14 protein-coding genes are annotated in these 22166 nt (G+C 70.7%); all 14 read right to left on the reverse strand.

Features of this window, described 5'->3' with window-relative positions:
- Nucleotides 1–17: 17 nt before the first annotated feature.
- A complete protein-coding gene (locus tag ACZ43H_RS16600) occupies nt 18–1007 on the reverse strand; it encodes a hypothetical protein (RefSeq protein ID WP_464584704.1) in 990 nt (329 codons plus the stop codon).
- A complete protein-coding gene (locus ACZ43H_RS16605) occupies nt 1000–2259 on the reverse strand; it encodes a class I SAM-dependent methyltransferase (protein WP_464584706.1) in 1260 nt (419 codons plus the stop codon). The genes ACZ43H_RS16600 and ACZ43H_RS16605 overlap by 8 nt, the downstream gene beginning before the upstream one ends.
- Nucleotides 2260–2347: 88 nt before the next feature.
- Nucleotides 2348–5197 (reverse strand): FAD-binding and (Fe-S)-binding domain-containing protein, encoded by a 2850-nt coding sequence (locus ACZ43H_RS16610; protein ID WP_464584708.1) that lies wholly within the window; start codon nt 5195–5197, stop codon nt 2348–2350.
- 53 nt (nt 5198–5250) lie between these two features.
- Nucleotides 5251–6162, reverse strand: a complete 912-nt coding sequence (locus ACZ43H_RS16615; protein WP_464584710.1) for an NUDIX domain-containing protein — start codon at nt 6160–6162, stop codon at nt 5251–5253.
- A 5-nt stretch (nt 6163–6167) separates the two neighbouring features.
- A complete protein-coding gene (locus tag ACZ43H_RS16620; RefSeq protein ID WP_464584712.1) occupies nt 6168–6956 on the reverse strand; it encodes a lysophospholipid acyltransferase family protein in 789 nt (262 codons plus the stop codon).
- Nucleotides 6956–8209: a geranylgeranyl reductase family protein gene (locus ACZ43H_RS16625; RefSeq protein WP_464584714.1), complete on the reverse strand. Its 1254-nt coding sequence runs from the start codon at nt 8207–8209 to the stop codon at nt 6956–6958. Before ACZ43H_RS16625 ends, ACZ43H_RS16620 begins: the two co-directional genes overlap by 1 nt.
- 57 nt (nt 8210–8266) lie before the next feature.
- Entirely contained in the window at nt 8267–8659 is a 393-nt protein-coding gene (locus ACZ43H_RS16630; RefSeq protein ID WP_464584716.1) for a hypothetical protein, read from the reverse strand.
- A gap of 504 nt (nt 8660–9163) precedes the next feature.
- Nucleotides 9164–13060, reverse strand: a complete 3897-nt coding sequence (locus ACZ43H_RS16635; protein WP_464584718.1) for a DNA-directed RNA polymerase subunit beta' — start codon at nt 13058–13060, stop codon at nt 9164–9166.
- Nucleotides 13061–13151: 91 nt separating this feature from the next.
- Nucleotides 13152–16631 carry a DNA-directed RNA polymerase subunit beta gene (rpoB, locus tag ACZ43H_RS16640; protein ID WP_464584720.1) on the reverse strand — a complete coding sequence of 1160 codons (3480 nt, stop codon included), beginning with the start codon at nt 16629–16631 and terminating at the stop codon, nt 13152–13154.
- A 274-nt stretch (nt 16632–16905) separates the two neighbouring features.
- Nucleotides 16906–17709, reverse strand: coding sequence for a J domain-containing protein (locus tag ACZ43H_RS16645; RefSeq protein ID WP_464584722.1), 804 nt, complete (start codon nt 17707–17709; stop codon nt 16906–16908).
- Complete coding sequence (locus tag ACZ43H_RS16650) at nt 17706–18299, reverse strand: hypothetical protein (protein WP_464584724.1); 594 nt, start codon at nt 18297–18299, stop codon at nt 17706–17708. The genes ACZ43H_RS16645 and ACZ43H_RS16650 overlap by 4 nt, the downstream gene beginning before the upstream one ends.
- Nucleotides 18296–19609, reverse strand: coding sequence for an MCE family protein (locus ACZ43H_RS16655; RefSeq protein WP_464584726.1), 1314 nt, complete (start codon nt 19607–19609; stop codon nt 18296–18298). Before ACZ43H_RS16655 ends, ACZ43H_RS16650 begins: the two co-directional genes overlap by 4 nt.
- On the reverse strand, nt 19606–21009 hold the full coding sequence (locus ACZ43H_RS16660; protein ID WP_464584728.1) for an MCE family protein: 1404 nt from the start codon (nt 21007–21009) through the stop codon (nt 19606–19608). Before ACZ43H_RS16660 ends, ACZ43H_RS16655 begins: the two co-directional genes overlap by 4 nt.
- Entirely contained in the window at nt 21006–22166 is a 1161-nt protein-coding gene (locus ACZ43H_RS16665) for an MCE family protein (protein ID WP_464584730.1), read from the reverse strand. Before ACZ43H_RS16665 ends, ACZ43H_RS16660 begins: the two co-directional genes overlap by 4 nt.

Here is a 22166-nt window from a genome sequence, read left to right on the forward strand (position 1 = left end):
GCGGGGCCGCGCAAACCTCAGCGGCCGGAGGGCCGCTTGCCGAGCCACCGGGCGACCAGGACCAGCCCGCCGAGCGCGAGCCATCCGGTCAGGAACCATGGCCAGGCCGGACGCTCGACCGGGTCCGGGGCGGGCGTGCCGCGCCGGTCGGCCGAGCCCGCGGCGGACGGGGTCGCCGACGGCGAGGCCGCCGGTCGCTCCGGGCCGACCGCGCGGCGTACGTCGGCGGGCAGCCGCACCTGCAGCACCGGCTCGCGCTGCCCCTCGGACGACACGAAGACCGCACCGGACTCGTCCACGGCGATGCCCTCACCCTGGTCCTGGTCGGGCAACCGGAACGAGCCGACCTCCTCCAGCCCCGGGAAGGTGTAGACCACGGCCTGGGAGTAGTCGCGGAGGATGACGTGCCGCCCGTCCGGGAAGAACGCCCCGTCCGTGGCGATCGGCAGCACCGGCCCGAGGGCACGCAGCCGGTTGGGCCCGTCGGCCCGCAGCGTCGCGGGCGCGGCGTACAGGGTGCCGCCGAAGACGTTCTTCGTGGCGACGTACAGCCGTCCGGTCGTCGGGTCCGAGAGCAGCGTCTCGGCGTTGACCGGCCGCTCGGGGTAGGTGAGGTCGTAGGTCCGGGCGTCGACCGTGGCGTCGCCACGGCCGACCGGGACCCGCGCGACCTGCACGCTGTCGCGCTCGATGGTGTTGTCGCCGATGTCGCCGACCCAGACGGCGCCCCGCCCGGCGGGCGCCAGCGCCTCGACGTCGGTGGGGTCCTGCGCCCAGCTGGTCACGCCGACGGTGTCCCCGTCGGCGGGGTCGACGGTGAACACCCGACCGGAGTCCCCGGAGTCGTTGGTGGTGACGAACAGGCCGTCCCGGGCGACCAGGCCGCTGGACTCCACGATCTGCGGGTCGGTGAACGTGAACGCGACGTCGCCGGGGCGCGCGGGTGCCGCGGCGGCACCCATCACGAACGGCACCACGAGCAGGGCGGCCAGCACCCGGTCACGCACCGGCAGCCTCCCCGGCGCGCTCCTCCGCCTCGTGCGCCGCCGGACGCTGCTCGTCGAGCAGCTGGGCCAGCCGCGGCCGCAGCGACCAGGTGGCCACCAGCTCGTCGTACTCCTTGCGCACACCGCCGCCCTTGACCGGCGCGCCCGTGCGCACCGCGCGCAGCAGGGTGTTGCGCGGGGTGTGCTGGCTCTCCACGAACTGCACGACGTCGACGCGGTAGCCGGACAGGCGCATCAGCGAGGCGCGCAGCGCGTCGGTGAGGGTGTCGGCGAAGCGCTCGCGCAGGATGCCGTGCCGGGTGAGGAGGGCGTACGGCGAGGGCGTGGGCGCCTTGCGCAGCTGGGCGGCGATGTCGTGGTGGCAGCAGGGCGCGGCCAGCACCAGCTGCGCCCCCCAGCCGACCGCGCGGGCCAGCGCCTCGTCGGTGGCGGCGTCACAGGCGTGCAGCGCCAGCACCACCTCGGGGTCCTGCTCGAGCACCGCGCCGGAGATGCTGCCGACGACGAACTCGGCGTCCACCCCGAGCTCGCGGGCCACCGCGCTGTTGTGCTGGCGGGACTGCTCCTTGACGTCCACCCCGGTGACGACGACCGGCAGCTCTCGCACCGACGTCAGGAACCGCTGGGCGGCGAAGGTCAGGTAGGCGTTGCCGCAGCCGAGGTCGACGATCCGCAGCGGCTCCTCGGCGGTCGGCCGGCGCAGGTGGCCCTTGGCGAGGGCGTCGGAGATCGCGGCGTCGAGCAGTCGCAGGAACTCCTCGACCTGGCGGTACTTCGCCTGCCGGCTGGGCTTCATCCGGCCCTGCGCGTCGGTGAGGCCGAGCACCCGGAACAGCGCGTCGTCCTCGGCCAGCAGGCGCGTCTTGTCGCGGTCGTGGCCGCGGTCGACCTCGACCTCCTCGGACCGCTCGGTGGTGTGCACCACCGCCTCGAGCTTCTTGGTGACCCGCAGCTGGTGGCTCTGGGTCGTGGTGTCGACGTGCCAGTTGCCGAAGGGCATGTCCAGCAGGTCGTCGACGGCGTCCCGGGCGTCGGCCCCCTCCTGGTGGTTGGAGGTGTGCGCCTGGGTGGCGTCGTACGCCGTGACCTGCAGGTGGCGCCCGGCCTTGAGGTCGACGTAGCGCATCTCGACCCGCTTCCAGCGCGGCTGCTGCCCCTTCTGCCGGCCGGAGGCGACGGCCTTGACCAGGGTCTCGGGGTCGAGCAGGTGGGCGCGCATCCGGCTCAGCGCCCGCAGCAGCGGTTCGCTCACTTCTGCACCACCGCGGCGATGACGACGAGCAGCAGGAGGGCCACCAGGGCCACCGGGATCACGAGGCGACGGTGGCGGGGGTTCACGCCTACAGGTTACGGGCCAGCAGCTCGGCCAGATGAATTGCCGGGACGCCCGCGAGGTCGTCGAGCTGGACCCGGCAGGACATGCCGTCGGCGAGCACCACGGCGCCCTCGTGGGCGCGCACCGCCGGCAGCAGGTGGGTCTCGGCGATCGCCACCGACACCTCGTAGTGCCCCTGCTCCATGCCGAAGTTGCCGGCCAGCCCGCAGCAGCCCGCCACCCGGGTGACCGTGGCGCCGGCGGACTCCAGCAGCCGCTGGTCGGTGGCCCAGCCGAGCACCGACGAGTGGTGGCAGTGCGGCTGGGCCACGACGGTGACCCCGCTCAGGTCCGGCGGCGTCCAGTCGAGGCGCTCGAGCAGCTCGGCGAGCGTCAGCACCCCCGCGGCCACCTCGCCAGCCCGCGGGTCGTCGGTCAGCTCGACCGCGTCGCTGCGCAGCGTCGCCAGGCAGGACGGCTCGAGGCCCAGCACCGGCACGCCCGAGGCGACGTACGGCGCCAGCGTGGCGACCGTGCGGCCCATGATGGCGCGCGCCTTGTCCAGCTGTCCGGTGGTCACCCAGGTCAGCCCGCAGCAGGCGTCGTCCGCGATCACCCGGACCGTCAGGCCGGCCGCCTCGAGGACCTCGATCGCGGCGTGCGCGGTCTGGGGCAGGAAGTGGTCGGTGAACGAGTCCGCCCAGATCCACACGTCCGGCGTCGTGTCCCCCAGGGTGCGCCCCGACGCACCCTCAGCCGCACGACGCTTCTTCGAGACCGATCTGCGCAGCGTGGTCGGCGCGAAGGAGGGGATCGACCGGCGCTGGTCGATGCCCGCGGTCGCCTTGGCCAGCCGGGCGACCGGGCCGAGCTTCGTCATCCGGTTGGCGAGCGGCGCGACCGGAGCGGCCAGCGCCGCCCACTTCGGCAGCCGACCGAGCAGGTAGTGGCTGCGCGGGCGGCGGGCGGTCGCACCCGGCCCGTCGTACTTCTGGTGCAGCGCCTCGGCCTTGTAGGTCGCCATGTCGACACCGGTGGGGCAGTCCGACGCGCAGCCCTTGCAGGCCAGGCAGAGGTCCAGGGCCGCGTCGACGGCGGGGTCGGCGAGCCCGTGCACCAGGGTCCCGTCCAGCGCCTCCTGCAGCACCCGGGAGCGACCGCGGGTGGAGTCCTTCTCGTCGCGGGTGGCGAGGTAGGACGGGCACATCACGCCGTTGGTGCGCGGCGCCACGCACTTGCCGACCCCCGTGCACCGGTGCACCGCGTTGCCCAGCGAGCCACCGTCGTGCACGAACCGCAGCGCGGAGCTGACGGGCGTGCGCGGCCGCACGGCACGCAGGTCCGCGTCCAGCGGCGCGGGATCGACCAGGTTGCCGGGGTTGAGCAGGTTGTCGGGGTCGCAGATCGCCTTGACCGCGCCGAAGAGGCGCAACGACTCCACGTCGTACATCAGCGGCAGCAGCTCCGAGCGGGCCCGGCCGTCACCGTGCTCGCCGGACAGCGAGCCGCCGTGGTCGCGCAGCTTCAGCGCGCACGCCGTGAGGAAGTCGCGGAACAGCTTCGGCCCGCGGTCGTCGCCGGGCCGGAATGGGAAGTCGATGCGCACGTGCACGCAACCGTCGCCGAAGTGGCCATAGGGAACGCCGTCGAGGTCGTGCTGACGCAGCAGCTCGTCGAAGTCGCGCAGCCACGCGCCGAGGCGAGCGGGCGGGACGGCCGCGTCCTCCCAGCCGGAGTACGCCGGGGTCTCGAGGCTGCGTGCGGCCAGGCCCGCTCCGTCCTCACGGATCCGCCACAGCGCAGCCGACTCGGCGCCGTCGGAGACCAGCCGGCTGTCCAGCGCGCTCGACTCGGCCACCAGCCGCGCAGCCAACGCCGGGGCGTCGTCGCCGGCGACCTCGACGAAGAGCCAGCCGGCGCCGCGCGGCAGGTCCGGCACGCCGGCGCCGCGGGCCCGGACCAGGTCGACGATGCGTGAGTCGAGGCCCTCGCAGGCGATCAGCCGGCCGTCGCCGGCCGCCAGCAGGGCGGGCACGGCGTCCGCGGCCTCGACCATCGAGGGGTAGCCCAGCACCACCAGCAGCCGGTCGGACTCCTCGGGCACCAGCCGGACGGTCGCCTGCGTGACCAGCCCGAGCGTGCCCTCGGAGCCGACGAGGAACCGGTCGACGCGGCGGCCGTTCTCGGGCAGCAGGTGCTCCAGCGAGTAGCCGCTGACCTGGCGGGTGAACCGTCCGAACCCGGTGCGGATGTGACCGAGGTGCTGGTCCACGAGGGACCCGAGCCCCTGGACCACGCCGGTCTCCCGGCTCGAGAACCATCCGGCCGACCCCTCGGCACCGCCACCGATGGACAGCTCCTCGCCCGTCCCGAAGACGACCCGCATCCCGGTGACGTTGTCGGCCGTGCGGCCGTAGCCGAGGGCCCGGGAGCCGCAGGCGTTGTTGCCGATCATCCCGCCGATCGTGCAGCGGGTGTGGGTCGAGGGGTCGGGCCCGAAGCGCAGGCCGTGCGGGGCGGCCGCGCGCTGCAGGTCGGCGTGCACCACCCCGGGCTGCACGACGGCGGTGCGCGCCTCGGGGTCGATCGAGACGATCTGGTTGAGGTGCTTGAGGGTGTCGACGACGATGCCGGGTCCGACCGCGTTGCCGGCGATCGAGGTTCCGGCGCCACGCATCGTCAGCGGCACCCCCAGCTCCCGCGCGGCGTCGAGCAGCGCCGAGATCTCCTCCTCGTGCCGCGGACGCGCCACCGCCCGGGGCACGACGCGGTAGAGCGAGGCGTCCGAGGAGTACAGGGCGCGGGTCAGGCTCGAGTCGTCGACGTCGGGGATCCCGCGGGCACGGAGCTCGGCAACGAGATCAGGCGCATCCACCGCCCCAAGATAACGGGCCACCGGAGACGTGCCGGACGGCCGCCGAGGTGTGGTCAGTCCTGGTGCACCCGACGGGTCCGCCGCACCGCGAGCGCGTGCCGGACGACGTCGAGCACCTCGACCGCGCCGGAGTCGACCTCGGCGACCGGCACCCACGCGACCTGGTCGGTCGTGCCGTCGACCTCCACCACGCGGGGCTCGGCGTCGTCGGCCAGCTCGGCCTCGAAGACCAGGTGGACGCCGTGGAAGTCCTCGTGCCGGCCCGAGGGCGCGGTGCCACCGAAGTGGACGTCGTGGACGTCCAGCAGCGCGCCGACCGTGCAGGGGACACCGCACTCCTCCAGCACCTCGCGCTCCACGGCCTCCCGGGGGGACTCGCCGTGGTCGAGGCCGCCGCCGGGCAGCGTCCAGGACCCGCTGTGGTGGCCGCGCCGCGAGATCCGGGTCAGCAGCACGCTCTGCCCGTCCCGGGTCTCGCGGACCACCAGGGCGTACGCCGCGACCCGCTGCCGGCGGAACGGCCGGTGGTCGCGCAGCGCCTCGAGCACGACCGCCGCCACCGGGACCTTCCCGTCGAGCACGTCGCGCACGGAGATCCAGGCCGCCTCGGCGGTGGAACCACCGACCTCGACGACGCGCGGCTCCGGGGCATCGACCGGCACCCAGCCGTCGTACACGATCCGCAGCGCGTGCGCGTCGATGCGCCGGCCCTCGCGCCAGGCCATCGGCAGGTGCGAGGAGTAGACGCGGGCGGTCTCCCCCACGTCGGCGTCGAGGCCGGTCTCCTCGTGGATCTCGCGGACCACGGCGTGGCGAGGGTCCTCGCCGTGGTCGAGTCCCCCACCGGGCAGCGTCCACAGCTCCTCGCTGGTCACCATCGGCGCCAGGCGGCTGAGCAGGATCCGGTCGTCACGCAGGATCACCGCGTAGGCCCCGACGCGCTGCCGCTTCGGAATCGTCCCCATGCCGCTCACCGTAGTGGCTCGGGCGGCGGTCCCCAGGTGGGCGGCACGGCCGAGCGCGGCACGTCGTCGAGGTGGAGCGCCGTGCGCCGGTCGGGCGCGTGCCCGCCGAGGTGGGCGGGGTACCACGGCGCGTGCTCGCCGTCTCGCGGCCGGTGCACGGGCAGCCGCTGCACCTGCTCGAGCATCGCGGTCAGCGTGTGCCCCAGCGCCTCGGTCGCGGCGACCAGGTTGCTGCCCGGCGGCACCTCGAGGGGCGCACCGAAGCGCACGTCGACGGTGCGGCCGCGGCGCAGGTCCCAGGACACACGGCTGCCGTTGCGGCCGACGGTGAAGAGGCGCTGTCCGCCCCACACGACCACGGGGACCACCGGCACGCCGGTCTCCCGGGCCAGCGCGGCGGCCCCGCGCATCAGCGAGCGCACGGTGAAGGAGTGCGAGATGCCGGCCTCGGGGAAGACGCACACGGCCTCCCCCGCGGCCAGCAGGCCGCGGGCCTGCAGGTACGCCGCCGCCGGCACCCGGCGGTCGACGGGGACGTGGCGCATCGACTCCATGGCCCGACGCACTCCCGGGACGTTCCAGACGTCGTGGCGGCACAGGAAGCGCACCGCGCGACCGCGGGTCAGGGCGGCCTTGCCGATGAACAGGAAGTCGGGGTAGGACACGTGCACGCTGGCGAGCAGCACCGGCCCCGTGGTGGGCAGGTGGTGCTCCCCGGTCCAGCGGGTCGTGATGCCCAGGGCGCGCATCGCCAGCCGCCCCACCCAGACGGTGAGCCGGTACCACGCCGACATCAGGCGAAGGGCGGCCGGGCGTCGCGGGCCAGCGAGCGGCGCCCCGCCCAGCGCCACACGCGGGCGGCCCGGTCGCGGTCGTCGTCGGTGACCAGGTTGCCCATCCAGCGCAGCGCCAGCGTCATCAGCCGGTCCGAGCGCATGCCCGCCGGCCCCAGGGTCGGCAGCAGCCGCGGCACCGTGACCAGGCCGGCCAGCCGGCGCGCGATCGAGAACGCCTCGCCGTAGTGGTCGCGCAGCAGCGCGGGCCACACCTCGGACAGGTCGTCGTGCTCGGCCATCACCTCGGCCACCAGCCGCCCGGTCTCGAGGCCGTAGTCGATGCCCTCGCCGTTGAGCGGGTTCACGCACCCGGCGGCGTCGCCGATCAGTGCCCAGTTGGGGCCGGCGACGTTCGAGACCGCACCGCCCATCGGCAGCAGCGCGGAGGTGGGAGCACGCAGGTCACCGGTGAGCTCGAACTCCTCGCGGCGCTCCTCGGCGTAGAACTTCATCAGCGGCTTGATGGCGACGTTCGCCGGGCGCCTGGCCGTGGCGAGCGTGCCGACGCCGAGGTTCACCTCCCCCGTCCCCAGCGGGAAGATCCAGCCGTAGCCGGAGAGGATCTCGCCGTCCGCGCCGCGCAGCTCGAGGTGGGAGCTGATCCACGGGTCGTCGGACATCCCGGAGGCCACGTAGGACCGGCCGGCCACGCCGTACACCGTCTCGCGGTGCCACTCGCGCCCGAGCATCTTGCCCAGTGGCGACCGCACCCCGTCAGCGACGACCAGCCGCCGGCAGCGCACCTCGTACCGCGCCGAGCCGCTCGGGCCGGTGCGCTCGAAGGTCACGCTCGCGACGCGCCCGCCCTCGATGTGGACGTCGATCGCCCGCGCCCCGTCGACCGCCTGGGCCCCGGCCTTGATCGCCGTGGTGCGCAGGTGGTCGTCGAGCTCGGTCCGGGCGACCGCCGAGCCCCAGTCCGGCAGGGAGCCGCCCGGCCACGGCAGCAGCAGCGTCTGCCCGAAGCCGTGGGCCCGCAGGCCCCGGTTGACGGTGTGCGCGCGCAGCCAGTCCTCGAGTCCCAGCCGCTGCAGCTCCCCGACCGCCCGGGGCGTCAGCCCGTCGCCGCAGGTCTTGTCACGGGGGAAGACCTGCGCGTCGACCAGCAGCACGTCGAGCCCGGCGCGGGCGGCCCACGCCGCGGCCGCCGACCCCGCCGGGCCTGCGCCCACGACCAGGACGTCGGTCGAGGCAGGAGGGACGGCGTTCACGGGCAGATTGTCGCAGGTGGACCGAAGGGGCCCGCACGCACGCCTCCCCCGAGGGCGTCAGCGCCTGATCGTCTGCTGGGGGACGCGCTCGCACAGGCTGGTCGGGAAGGCCAGGTCGATGCAGGCGCCGTCGTACACCTCACGCGCGCCGAGGTCGTCGTCGAGCCGGACCTCGCTGGCGGTCGGGGTGGCCACGTCCCCACACCGGGTGCCGTGGTCGACGTGCAAGGTGATCTCCACCCTCTCGCTGGTCTCCTCGACGTCGACGCCGGTGATCCGCTCGCACGACTGGAGCAGCTTGTAGACCTCGACCCCGTGCGTGGTGAGCCGGTAGCTGTCCCAGGGAACCCCGGGGTCGGTCTCGTGGTTGGCGCGTAGGAGACCCCATCCCGTGACGGCGACGCTGACGAGGACCACCACGGCGACCAACAGCGCGGACCGGGGTCGCACCCCTCCAGCCTGCGCCGGACAGCCGGGACAGGACCCGCGGACCAGACCACTTCCTGCCGAGGACGGGAGCGAGCACCTCCGACGACCGACCCCGGGAGACAGCTACTGCCACATCCACCCCACACCGGGAAAGGCGCAGGACGGGGCGCCGACGCGAGGCGGGCCGCAGGCGCACTGCCGCCCCGAGGAGCGTAAAGCGAGGCGCGGCGCCGCCAGCGGCGCTCTACCGAAGCCCGCAGGAGGCGGCGACGCGGCGAGCCCAGCGACGGGGGCGGGAGTGCGCAGGCGGACCGCCGCACGACGCGAAGAGACCGAGCCCCGAAGAGCCGGCAACCGCCGGCCCAAGACCGCCAGAAATGACGGAACCCCGCCACCCCAGAAGGGCGACGGGGTTCCGTCATGCGGACCCGGTTTCGAGACGCGTCACGCATCCCGCGCTGGCGCGCGGTCTGCGTCGACGCTCCTCAACCTGGTTCCTTGCACCAGATCTTCGCGCTGACGCGCTCAGCTCTGGTAGGAACCAAAGTCGAAGTCGTCCAACGCGACGGCCTGCCCACCACCGGAGTTGCCGAACTCGTAGTCGTACGAGTCGTACCCGGTGACGGAGTACGCCGCGGCACGCGCCTCCTCGGTCGGCTCCACCCGGATGTTGCGGTACCGCTCGAGGCCGGTACCAGCCGGGATCAGCTTTCCGATGATCACGTTCTCCTTCAGACCGCGCAGCGAGTCCGAGCGGCCGTGGATCGCCGCGTCGGTGAGGACGCGGGTGGTCTCCTGGAAGGAGGCCGCCGAGAGCCACGACTCGGTCGCCAGCGAGGCCTTGGTGATGCCCATGAGGACCGGGCGACCCGAGGCCGGCTTGCCGCCCTCGGAGACCACGCGACGGTTCTCCTCCTCGAACAGCACCCGGTCGACCAGGTCGGACGGCAGCAGGTTGGTGTCGCCCGACTCGATGACCGTGATCCGGCGCAGCATCTGCCGCACGATGATCTCGATGTGCTTGTCGTGGATCGACACGCCCTGGCTGCGGTACACGTGCTGCACCTCGTCCACCAGGTGCTCCTGCGCCTTGCGGACACCCAGGATCCGCAGGACGTCCTGCGGGTCGGGGGTACCAGCGGTGAGGTGGTGGCCCACCTCGATGTGCTGGCCGTCCTCGACGTTGAGGCGCGAACGCTTGGAGACGGGGTACTCCTGGACCTCGGAGCCGTCGTCGGGGGTGACGATGACCTTGCGGGCCTTGTCGGTCTCCTCGATCTCCACGCGGCCGGCGGCCTCGGAGATCGGCGTACGACCCTTGGGCGAGCGGGCCTCGAAGAGCTCGACCACACGGGGCAGACCCTGCGTGATGTCGTCCGCGGAGGCCACACCACCGGTGTGGAAGGTACGCATGGTCAGCTGCGTGCCGGGCTCACCGATCGACTGGGCGGCGATGATGCCGACGGCCTCACCGATGTCGACCAGCTTGCCGGTGGCCAGCGAGCGGCCGTAGCACTTCGCGCAGGTGCCGGTGCGGGCGTCACAGGTCAGCACGGAGCGGACCTTGACCTCCTCGATGCCGGCCGCGATGAGCTCACCGATCTTCACGTCGCCGAGGTCCTCACCGGCGGCGGCGAGGGTCTCGCCGGTCTCCGGGTGGGTGACCTCGGTCGCCGCGGACCGGGCGTACGCCGCGGTCTCGGCGTTCTCGTGCTTGACGACGGTGCCGTCCTCACGACGCTCACCGATCCGCTTGGGCAGACCGCGCTCGGTGCCACAGTCGTCCTCGCGGATGATGACGTCCTGCGAGACGTCCACCAGACGACGGGTCAGGTAGCCCGAGTCGGCGGTACGCAGCGCGGTGTCGGCGAGACCCTTGCGGGCACCGTGGGTGGAGATGAAGTACTCCAGCACGGAGAGGCCCTCGCGGAAGTTCGCCTTGATCGGCCGCGGGATGATGTCGCCCTTCGGGTTGGCCACCAGACCACGCATGGCCGCCACCTGACGGATCTGCATCATGTTTCCGGACGCACCGGAGTCGACCATCATGTAGATGGGGTTCGACCGGTCGAAGGTGCCCTCCATGGCCTTGGCCACGTCGTTGGACGCCTGGGTCCAGATCTCGATGAGCTCCTGGCGACGCTCCTCGTCGGTGACCAGACCGCGCTCGAACTGCTTCTGCACCTTGGCGGCCTGGGCCTCGTAGCCCTCGAGGATCTGGGCCTTCTCCGGCGGCGTGGTGACGTCGTCGATGGAGACCGTCACGCCCGAGCGGGTCGCCCAGTGGAAGCCGGTGTCCTTGAGCGCGTCCAGCGACGCCGCGACCTCGACCTTGGTGTAGCGCTCGGCCAGGTCGTTGACGATCGCACCCAGCGCCTTCTTGCCCACTTCGTAGTTCACGAAGGGGTAGTCGGCGGGCAGGGTGTCGTTGAACAGCGAGCGACCCAGGGTGGTCTCGAGGGTCAGCGACTGGCCCTCCTCCCAGTCCGGGCCGAGCTCGAGCTCGAGCGGCGGCACGATGTCGTCGAGACGCAGCCGGATCTTGCTCTGCAGCGTGATCTCGCCACGGTCGAACGCCATGATCGCCTCGGCCGGCGACGAGAACGAACGACCCTCGCCGGGCTCGCCCTCACGGTCGGTGGTGAGGAAGAACAGGCCGATGATCATGTCCTGGGTCGGCATGGTCACGGGGCGACCGTCCGACGGCTTCAGGATGTTGTTCGTCGACAGCATCAGGATCCGGGCCTCGGCCTGGGCCTCCGCCGACAGCGGCAGGTGCACGGCCATCTGGTCACCGTCGAAGTCGGCGTTGAACGCCGAGCAGACGAGCGGGTGGATCTGGATGGCCTTGCCCTCGATCAGCTGGGGCTCGAAGGCCTGGATGCCGAGGCGGTGCAGCGTGGGCGCACGGTTGAGCAGCACCGGGTGCTCGGTGATGACCTCTTCGAGGACGTCCCACACCACGGCGTACCGGGCGCCGGAGGTGGCGCGCTCGACCATCCGCTTGGCGGACTTGATGTTCTGCGCGTGCGACAGGTCGACGAGGCGCTTCATCACGAACGGCTTGAAGAGCTCCAGCGCCATCTGCTTGGGCAGACCGCACTGGTGCAGCTTCAGCTGCGGACCGGACACGATGACCGAACGGCCCGAGTAGTCCACGCGCTTGCCGAGCAGGTTCTGACGGAAACGACCCTGCTTGCCCTTGAGCATGTCGGACAGCGACTTCAGCGGCCGGTTGCCCGGGCCGGTGACCGGACGACCGCGGCGGCCGTTGTCGAACAGCGAGTCGACGGCCTCCTGGAGCATCCGCTTCTCGTTGTTGACGATGATCTCGGGGGCGCCGAGGTCGAGCAGCCGCTTGAGGCGGTTGTTCCGGTTGATGACGCGGCGGTACAGGTCGTTGAGGTCGGAGGTCGCGAAGCGGCCACCGTCGAGCTGCACCATCGGACGCAGGTCCGGCGGGATGACCGGGACGGCGTCGAGCACCATGCCCTGGGGCTTGTTGCCGGTCTTGCGGAAGGCGTCGACGACCTTGAGGCGCTTGAGGGCGCGGACCTTGCGCTGGCCCTTGCCGTTGGCGATCGTGTCGCGCAGCGACTCGATCTCGGCCTCGATGTCGAAGCTCTCGAGGCGCTTCTGGATCGCCGTGGCGCCCATGTGGCCCTCGAAGTACTTGCCGAACCAGTTCTTCATCTCGCGGTAGAGCATCTCGTCGCCGGTCAGGTCCTGGACCTTGAGCGACTTGAAGGTGTTCCACACCTCGTCGAGACGGTCGATCTCGCGCTGCGCACGGTCGCGCAGCTGCTTCATCTCCCGCTCGGCGCCGTCCTTGACCTTGCGGCGGGCGTCGGCCTTGGCACCCTCGGCCTCGAGGGCCGCGAGGTCCTCCTCGAGCTTGCGCGCGCGGTCCTCGATGGAGCCGTCACGGCGCTTCTCGAGGCGCTCGCGCTCGAGCTGCACCTTGCCCTCGAGCGAGGACAGGTCGCGGTGGCGGGCGTCCTCGTCGACGGAGGTGATCATGTACGCCGCGAAGTAGATGACCTTCTCGAGGTCCTTCGGCGCCAGGTCGAGCAGGTAGCCCAGGCGGCTCGGCACACCCTTGAAGTACCAGATGTGCGTGACCGGGGCGGCCAGCTCGATGTGGCCCATGCGCTCACGCCGGACCTTGGAACGGGTCACCTCGACGCCGCAGCGCTCGCAGATGATGCCCTTGAAGCGGACTCGCTTGTACTTGCCGCAGTAGCACTCCCAGTCCCGGGTGGGACCGAAGATCTTCTCGCAGAAGAGGCCGTCACGCTCGGGCTTGAGCGTGCGGTAGTTGATGGTCTCCGGCTTCTTGACCTCGCCGTGGCTCCAGGTGCGGATGTCGTCCGCGGTGGCCAGGCCGATCTGAAGCTGGTCGAAGAAGTTCACATCGAGCACGGTGGCTGTTGTCCTTCGTTAGAACTGTTGAATCAAGGCTGTGGACTGGGCGGGGGCGGCGCGCTCCGCGAGGAGCGCGCCGCCACACGCATCAGACTTCTTCGACCGAGCTGGGCTCGCGACGCGACAGGTCGATGCCGAGCTCCTCGGCGGCGCGGAAGACGTCCTCCTCCGCGTCGCGCATCTCGATGGCCGTGCCGTCCTGGGACAGCACCTCCACGTTGAGGCAGAGCGACTGCATCTCCTTGACGAGGACCTTGAACGACTCCGGGATGCCCGAGTCGGGGATGTTCTCGCCCTTGACGATCGCTTCGTACACCTTGACGCGACCCGGCACGTCGTCGGACTTGATCGTGAGCAGCTCCTGCAGGGCGTAGGCGGCGCCGTACGCCTCCATCGCCCAGACCTCCATCTCACCGAACCGCTGGCCACCGAACTGGGCCTTACCGCCCAGCGGCTGCTGCGTGATCATCGAGTAGGGGCCGGTGCTGCGCGCGTGGATCTTGTCGTCGACGAGGTGGTGCAGCTTGAGGATGTACATGTAGCCGACCGAGACCGGGTCCGGGAACGGCTCGCCGGAGCGGCCGTCGAACAGGTTGGCCTTGCCGGTCTCGTCGATCATCCGCACGCCGTCGCGGTTCGGGATCGTCGCACCGAGCAGGCCGGTGATCTCGTCCTCGCGGGCACCGTCGAACACCGGGGTGGCGACCTTCGTGTCCGGCTCCGCCTTGTCGGCGTGGATCTTGATCAGGCGCTGCTTCCAGTCCGCGTCGCTCTTGTCGTCGGACAGGTCGAGGTCCCAGCCCTGCTTGGCGAGCCAGCCGAGGTGGAGCTCGAGGATCTGACCGATGTTCATACGACGCGGCACGCCGAGCGGGTTCAGCACGACGTCGACCGGGGTGCCGTCCTCCATGAACGGCATGTCCTCGATCGGCAGGATCTTCGCGATGACGCCCTTGTTGCCGTGACGGCCGGCGAGCTTGTCACCCACGGAGATCTTGCGCTTCTGGGCGACGTAGACGCGGACCAGCTGGTTGACGCCCGGGGGCAGCTCGTCGCCGTCCTCGCGGTCGAACACGCGGACGCCGATGACCGTGCCGGACTCACCGTGGGGCACCTTCATCGAAGTGTCGCGCACCTCGCGCGCCTTCTCACCGAAGATCGCGCGGAGCAGGCGCTCCTCGGGGGTCAGCTCGGTCTCGCCCTTGGGCGTGACCTTGCCGACGAGGATGTCACCGGTGGTGACCTCGGCGCCGATGCGGATGATGCCGCGCTCGTCGAGGTCGGCCAGCATCTCCTCGGAGACGTTCGGGATGTCCCGGGTGATCTCCTCGGGGCCGAGCTTGGTGTCGCGGGCGTCGACCTCGTGCTCCTCGATGTGGATCGAGGTGAGGATGTCCTCCTGCACCAGGCGCTGGCTGAGGATGATCGCGTCCTCGTAGTTGTGGCCCTGCCACGGCATGAACGCCACCAGGAGGTTCGTGCCCAGCGCCATCTCGGCGTCGTCGGTGCACGGACCGTCGGCGATCGGCGAGCCGACCTCGAGGCGGTCGCCCTCGCTCACCAGCGGACGCTGGTTGATGCAGGTGCCCTGGTTGGAGCGGCGGAACTTCGCCAGCTTGTACGTCGAGTAGGAGCCGTCGTCGTTCATCGTCTCGATGATCTCGGCGGACACCTCCTTGACCACGCCGGCCTTGGTCGCGGTGACGACGTCACCGGCGTCGACCGCGGCGCGGTACTCCATGCCGGTGCCGACCAGGGGCGAGTCGCTGGTGATCAGCGGCACGGCCTGGCGCTGCATGTTGGCGCCCATGAGCGCACGGTTGGCGTCGTCGTGCTCGAGGAACGGGATCAGGGCGGTCGCGACCGACACCATCTGGCGCGGCGAGACGTCCATGTAGTCGACCTCGTCGGCCAGGATCTCGGAGACCTCGCCGTCGCGCTGGCGGACCAGCACACGCTCCTCGGCGAAGCGGCCCTTCTCGTCGAGCGCGGCGTTGGCCTGCGCGATGACGTGACGGTCCTCGTCGTCCGCGGTGAGGTAGTCGACCTGGTCGGTGACGACACCCTTGACGACCTTGCGGTAGGGGGTCTCGACGAAGCCGAACGGGTTGATCCGGCCGTAGGAGGCCAGCGAGCCGATCAGACCGATGTTCGGGCCTTCCGGCGTCTCGATCGGGCACATGCGGCCGTAGTGCGACGGGTGGACGTCGCGGACCTCCATGCCGGCGCGGTCACGGGACAGACCACCGGGACCCAGCGCCGAGAGGCGACGCTTGTGCGTCAGTCCGGCGATCGGGTTGGTCTGGTCCATGAACTGCGAGAGCTGGGAGGTGCCGAAGAACTCCTTCAGCGCCGCCACCACGGGTCGGATGTTGATCAGCGACTGCGGCGTGATCGCCTCGACGTCCTGGGTCGTCATCCGCTCGCGGACCACGCGCTCCATGCGGGCCAGGCCGGTGCGGAGCTGGTTCTGGATCAGCTCGCCGACCGTGCGCATGCGGCGGTTGCCGAAGTGGTCGATGTCGTCGGCAGCGATGTCGAGGGTGCCCTGGGGGGACTCGATCTGCTCGCGGCCGTCGTGCAGCGCGACGATGTACTTGATCGCGGCGACCACGTCGTCGATCGTCAGCGTCTGCTGGTCGAACGCCTCGACGAGGCCCAGCTTCTTGTTGATCTTGTAGCGGCCGACCTTGGCGAGGTCGTAGCGCTTGGGGTTGAAGTAGTAGTTGTTCAGCAGCGTCTGCGCGGCCTCACGCGTCGGCGGCTCGCCCGGGCGCAGCTTGCGGTAGATGTCGAGCAGCGCGTCGTCCTGGCCCTGGGTGTGGTCCTTCTCCAGGGTCAGCATCATCGACTCGTACTCGCCGAACTCCTCGCGGATCTGCTCGTTGGTCCAGCCGAGGGCCTTGAGCAGCACCGTGACGTTCTGCTTGCGCTTGCGGTCGAGGCGGACGCCGACCATGTCGCGCTTGTCGATCTCGAACTCGAGCCAGGCGCCGCGCGAGGGGATCAGCTTCGCGGTGTAGATGTCCTTGTCGGACGTCTTGTCCGCGGAGCGCTCGAAGTAGACGCCGGGCGAACGGACGAGCTGCGAGACGACCACGCGCTCGGTGCCGTTGATGATGAAGGTGCCCTTGTCGGTCATGAGCGGGAAGTCGCCCATGAAGACCGTCTGGCCCTTGATCTCACCGGTGTCGTTGTTGGTGAACTCCGCCGACACGTACAGCGGCGCGGAGTAGGTGAAGTCCTTCTCCTTGCACTCGTCCGTGGTGTACTTCGGGTCGTAGAAGACCGGGTTCTCGAACGAGAGGGACATCGTCTCGGAGAAGTCCTCGATCGGGGAGATCTCCTCGAAGATCTCCTGGAGACCGGACTTGCGGGAGACGTCCTCGCCCTCGGCGATCCGACGCTCGACTGCGTCGTTCCACGCCTCGTTGCCGACCAGCCAGTCGAAGCTGTTGGTCTGGAGGGAGAGGAGCTGCGGAACCTCGAGAGGTTCGCTGATCTTTGCGAAAGAGATGCGGCGGTTGCCAAGAGAATTTGCAGTGGCAGAGGTGGTGCGCGCGGCCAAGAGGTGTCCTTCGACGGGTTCGCTCTCATGGGTGGCGCCGGCCCACCACTAAATCAGCCACCGGGCAGGCGATTCGCATTTGAGGGCAGGCGCAAAGCGCTACGATACCCCAACACTGGGCGCGCCACAACACCGGCATGCGCCGCTTCGGCGAGACGTTGCCGATGATGATGAACCGCGCGGCCCCCTCGGTCAAGTGTCCGCGCCGAGGAGGCGCCGCGCGCCTCCCCGGTCGGCTGTCGTCGGACTGCCGGTTGGCTGCGGCTCGGCGCGGCTACCGGGCGACCGGCGAGGTCACCATGTCGTCCACCAGCCACTCCCCTGCGACCTTCTGCATGGTCACCGTCACCTGGTCCTTGTAGACCACCGGCTGGGGCGTCTTCTTGTTCGTGGTGGGCCGGTTGACGAAGAGGAGCACGTCGACGCGGTCGTCGCCGGACCGGACGATCCCGGACGCGACCACCTGCGCCTTGACGACCGTCTCGGTGCCCGGGGCGTTCTGCTTGATGACCTCGAAGAGCTGGTCGTAGTCCTTGCGGTAGTCGGAGGTCATGTACGACTCCGCCGCCTGCTGGTCCTCGTCGAGGTGCTTCGCGTCGTAGGACAGGATCGGGCCGACGGCACGCTCGGCCGCCGGCTGGGCAGCCCGCGTCGACTCCTCGACCGCGGCGTCGGAGGGCTCCGCCACCCAGATCCAGGCCGCCGCCCCGACCGCCAGCGCGGTGAGCACGCCGACGACGGCGAGCGCCCACCCGGGCACTCCCGTGCGGGACCGGGGGGCCCGCTCCTCGCTCGCGACCGGCCCCTCGCTCGCGGCCGGCGCCGCCGGCGCGGCCGCGGCGGGCGCCTGATCGACCGGATCGTCGACCGGATCCTCGTCCGCCTGCTCCAGCGCGAGCTGTGCGTCGTACGCCGCCCGACGCTCCGGGTTCAGCAGCACCTCCGCGGCCTGGTTGCAGACGCGGAAGCGGCGGTCGGTGGGGTCGAGGTCGGCGATCGCGCTCTTCCAGGCCGCCCGGATCTCGCTCTCGGAGGCGCTCGGACCGACGCCGAGGAGGTCGTACCAGCTGGGGTTCACTCGTCGGCTCCCGTCACCGGGCTGAAGTCGTCGACCAGCCACTTCCCGTCGGTCTTCACCAGGGACACCTGGATCCGGAACGGCACCGGCTCCTGCTGGCCACCCTTGCTGTAGGTGTCGGTGAACGTGCCGGCGACCAGCGTGGTCGCCGAGTCGGCGTCGATGTCCGAGACACCGGTCGCGAACACCTGGGCCTTGCGGGAGACACCGGCCTGGGTGACCAGCTGCTCGGCGGTGCCCGCCTGCTTGTCGAAGGAGGTCGCGAACTTCGGCGTGATGACCTCCTTGACCCGGGCGCGGTACTCCGGCATCTGGCCCTTCGAGTCGAGCAGGTCGGGGCCGTAGGTGCCCATCCGCAGCATGAACTGGTCGGTCTGGGACATCACCGACTCGCGCGCCTTCTGAAGGTCGTCGGCCTCCCCCCGGCGGCCCGCGAGCAGCCAGACGAGGGTGCCGCAGGCGGCCAGCAGGACGATGACGAGCACGCCGAGGACGACGACCCTGAAGGTCGTCGCTCCGGAACGCTCCCCCGTGGAGGGCTCCGTCGGCCCGGGCAGGACCCGGGCGTCGGAATCGCTGCTGCTCGTCACTCCTGCGTCTTGATCAAGGGCTGGAGGAACAGCCACTTCCACGACTCCTCTCCGAGGGTGCTGGGGGCGGGGGTGCCCGGTGACCCGAGAGCCGGGTCAACCTTGCCACCCCAGGACAGGCGGCCGGTCGTGGGGTCGTACGACGCCACGATGGGGGCCCGGTAGCCGGGGCCGGCGGGGGCCCGGTAGGCCGCCCCGACGCGGGGCGCGTTCTGCGAGCCGCGGGGGTTGCTCACGGTGGGCGGCTCGGCGCAGTGCGCCCGGGTGTTCATGGGGGCGTTGCTGCCGTCCTGCGGCGGCCGGATGTTCGTGCTCTCGTAACCGCGCGTGCAGACCTTCGGGTCCTGGGTGAGGACCATGCCGAAGTGGGCGTCGTACAGCCCGGTGTCCGGCGACTTGGAGACGACCGTGAAGCCGCCCTCCACGACGTAGGGGTAGATCACCAGGATCTGCGCGACGCCGTCGAGGTGCTTGACGACGACGTCACCGGTGGTGACCAAGTTGTTGATCAGCTCGCCGAGGTCGACCTGGTTGTCCTCGAGGAAGGTACGCAGCTGGGTCGCCGTCGCCGAGCCGTTGTCGATCACCGCCCGCAGCGACTCGTCGGAGCCGGCCAGCGTGCCGCTGAACAGCGACAGGTCGCGGGCGAAGGTCCGGATGGCGCTCGCGGAGGCGACCTGCCCCTTCAGGACGATGTTGCCGTCCTTGATCAGGGCGGTGGTGACGTCGAAGTTGTCGTTGGCCGACTTGATGAAGGCGTTGCCGGTGTCGATGATCCGCTGCAGGTCCTTGCCGGTGCCGCCGAAGGCCTGCCCGAGCTCGGACACGGTCGTCGACAGGGCCTTCTTGTCCACCGACTCCACGGTGGTGGACAGGTCACCCAGCAGCTTCTGGGTGGCGATGGGGGTGCGGGTGTCGTCGGCGGCGATCTCGGAGTCGTCGTCGAGGTACGGCGAGGTGTCGACCTGCGGCTGCAGCTCGACGTACTGCTCGCCGACCGCGGACCTGTTGCCGACGACGGCGAGGGTGTCGGCCGGGATCGAGTCGTAGGACTTGTCGATGTCGAGGTAGACGTCGACGCCGTCGTCGGTGAGCTCGAGCTTGCCGACCTGGCCGACGCGCACGCCACGGTAGGACACCTCTCCCCCGGCGAAGATGCCGCCGGACTCCTTGAAGTGGGCGACCACGGTGTAGGAGTCGTCGAGGACGAGCCGGTCCAGGCGGGCGTAGCGGGCGCCGACGTAGCTGACGCCCAGCAGGGTGATCAGCACGAACACCAGCAGCTGGATCCGGGTGCGCCGGGTGATCATCGGACCACCATCCCCGGGACGAGCAGGCTCACCAGCGCGGGGTCGTAGACCTTCATCATCTGCCTCATGGTCGGACCGCGCGGGTCAGCCTGCGCGGTGGGGCCGAAGCCGGTGCGGCCCAGGCCCGGGATCGAGGGCAGCGAGGTGGGCAGCGGCAGGCCGCCCGGGACGTCGGGGAGCTGGTTGAGCTGCTTGCAGACGTCCTTGTCCTCGTTCTTCTTCTTGCGGCACTCCTCCTTGAGCTTCAGCAGCTCGGACGGCGTGTTGAGCACCTTCTGGCAGGCCTTGCTGGTGAGGTCACCGCTGCGCAGGCACTTGGTCACGTTGTCGAGGATCACCGTGGGGTCGATGACCGTCGGCAGGTTCGTCGGCAGCGTCGGCGTGCCGGGGCCGTCCTGGCCGGTCAGCGACAGGTCCAGCTCGATCGACAGGTTGGTGTAGTCACCCATGTGCAGGTTGCGGGCGACCTGCGGGTCACGACCCACGACCTCGTCGACGAACGGGTAGGTGAGGAAGACGTTGAACGACTTCACGAAGTCGTCACCGGAGTTGGCCAGCTCGGTGAGCACCGGGTTGAGCTGGCGCACCGTCTCGATCGTGGAGTCCTTGGACGCCTGGATGACACGGACGCCGACGTCCCCGAGGTTGTCGAGCGCCTTGAGCATCTTGACGAGGTCGTCGCGCTGCTTGTCCAGGGAGGTGAGGGCGCTCGGGAGCTCCTCGAGGGCCGCGTCGATGCTGCTCTCCTGCTTGCGCACCGAGCCGGCGAGGCGGTTGAGCGAGTCGATCGCCTTGACGATCTCGACCTTGTTCTCGTCGAGCTGCTTCATCAGCGTCTCGACCTGGGTCAGCACGGACCGGGCGGAGTCCTCCCGGCCCTCGAGCGCCAGGTTGAGCTCCTGGGCGATGGTCTTGAGCTGGGCGACGCCACCGCCGTTGAGCACCAGGCTGAGCGCGCCCAGCACCTCCTCGACCTCGGGGTTGCGTCCCGAGCGCTCGAGCGGGATCACGTCGCCGTCGCCGAGCTCTCCCTGGGCGCCGTCCGCGGGCGGGGCGAGCGAGACGAACTTCTCGCCCAGCAGGCTGGTCTGCCGGATCGTGGCCTCGGTGTTCTGGGGCAGGTCGGTGTCACCGCGCAGCTCGAGCGTGACGTCGGCCGCGCCGTCCTTGAGTGCGACATCGGTGACCTGACCCACGCTGACGTCGTTCACCTTGACCGTCGACTTCGGTACGAGGTCGAGGACGTCGGAGAACATGACGTGCACGGTGATCGGGTCGTCGCCCACGTCGGTGCCGCCGGGCAGCGGCAGCTTGTAGACGTCGAAGCCGCAGCCGGTCAGCAGCAGCGAGCCCGCGAGGGGCAGCAGGAGCATCCTGCCGAGCCTGGTCCACCTGCTCATCGCTCCACCTCCACGAGACCGCCCAGGCTCGGGTCGTAGACGTCGCGAGGCGCGGACTGCGCGCCCTGCCCGAACGTCCCGGTCCGGCCGAGGCCGGCGAGGCCGGCGAGGCCGCCGTTCTTGATCAGGTCGCAGGCCTGGCCGCTGGTGTCGGCCTGGTCGAGGAGCGAGCAGAGGAACGCCTCCGGATCGGCACCGATCTGCTGCCCGAGCTGCCCGATGTTGGCGCGGGTGTCGAGGGTGCCGGCCTGCGGGTTGTAGGTCAGTGCGAGGTTGTTCAGGGCCACCGGGGCGTCCTTGAGGATCTCGTCGAGCGCGCCGCGCTGCTTGACCAGGACCTTCGAGACCCGGTTGAGGCCGGAGATGTTGCGGCCGAGGACCTCGCGGTTGGTCTTCACGAACGTCGACACCTGGCCCATCGCCTCGGCGAGGTTCTTCAACGACGCCGCCAGCTCCTGGCGCTCGCCGGAGAGCATCGAGGAGACGTCGGCGAGCGACTGGTTGAACTGGCGGACCGTCTTGTCGTTCTTCGCCAGGGTCCCGATGAAGCCCTCGAGCTTGCGGGCGGAGCCGAACAGCTCGTCCTTGTTGTCGTCGAGGGTGGCGCTGAGCTTGCCGAAGTCCTCGATCGTCTGGTGGAACTGCGCGCCCTGGCCGCCGAAGTTCTTCGCGGTGGTCTCCAGCAGGTCCGACAGGGCGCCGTCCTTGTTGGCACCGGTCGGGCCGAGCGCCACGGTCAGGTCGTCGAGCGAGGAGTAGATCTGGTCGAGCTCCAGCGGCACCGCGGTGCGGTCCTGGTCGAGCACCGTCCCGTCGGCGAGGACGTCGTCGCCGTCCTCGTAGGTCGGCGTGAGCTGGACGAACCGGTCCCCCACGATCGACGGGGCGATGATCACCGCCTTGGCGTCGGCCGGGATCTTCACGTCGGGGTCGTAGGACATGGTGACGACGACGTCGGTGCCGGAGGGAGTCACCTTGTCGACCTGCCCGATCGGCACGCCGAGGACCCGCACGTCGCTGCCCTCGTAGATCGAGATGGTGCGCGGGAACTTCGCGGTGAGCGTCTTCTGGTCGCCGCCGCGGAACATCACGAGCGCGGCGGCGCCGACGAGAGCCACGATGATCGCGGGGACGATGAGCTTCTTCAGGGTCGTCAT

Source organism: Nocardioides sp. DN36, assembly GCF_055380375.1.

Coding starts and splice junctions, on each gene's coding strand:
- ACZ43H_RS16615 (WP_464584710.1), bottom strand. CDS start 6,162: ATGGGGACGATTCCGAAGCGGCAGCGCGTCGGGGCCTACGCGGTGATC.
- ACZ43H_RS16655 (WP_464584726.1), bottom strand. CDS start 19,609: ATGATCACCCGGCGCACCCGGATCCAGCTGCTGGTGTTCGTGCTGATC.
- ACZ43H_RS16660 (WP_464584728.1), bottom strand. CDS start 21,009: ATGAGCAGGTGGACCAGGCTCGGCAGGATGCTCCTGCTGCCCCTCGCG.
- ACZ43H_RS16620 (WP_464584712.1), bottom strand. CDS start 6,956: ATGTCGGCGTGGTACCGGCTCACCGTCTGGGTGGGGCGGCTGGCGATG.
- ACZ43H_RS16665 (WP_464584730.1), bottom strand. CDS start 22,166: ATGACGACCCTGAAGAAGCTCATCGTCCCCGCGATCATCGTGGCTCTC.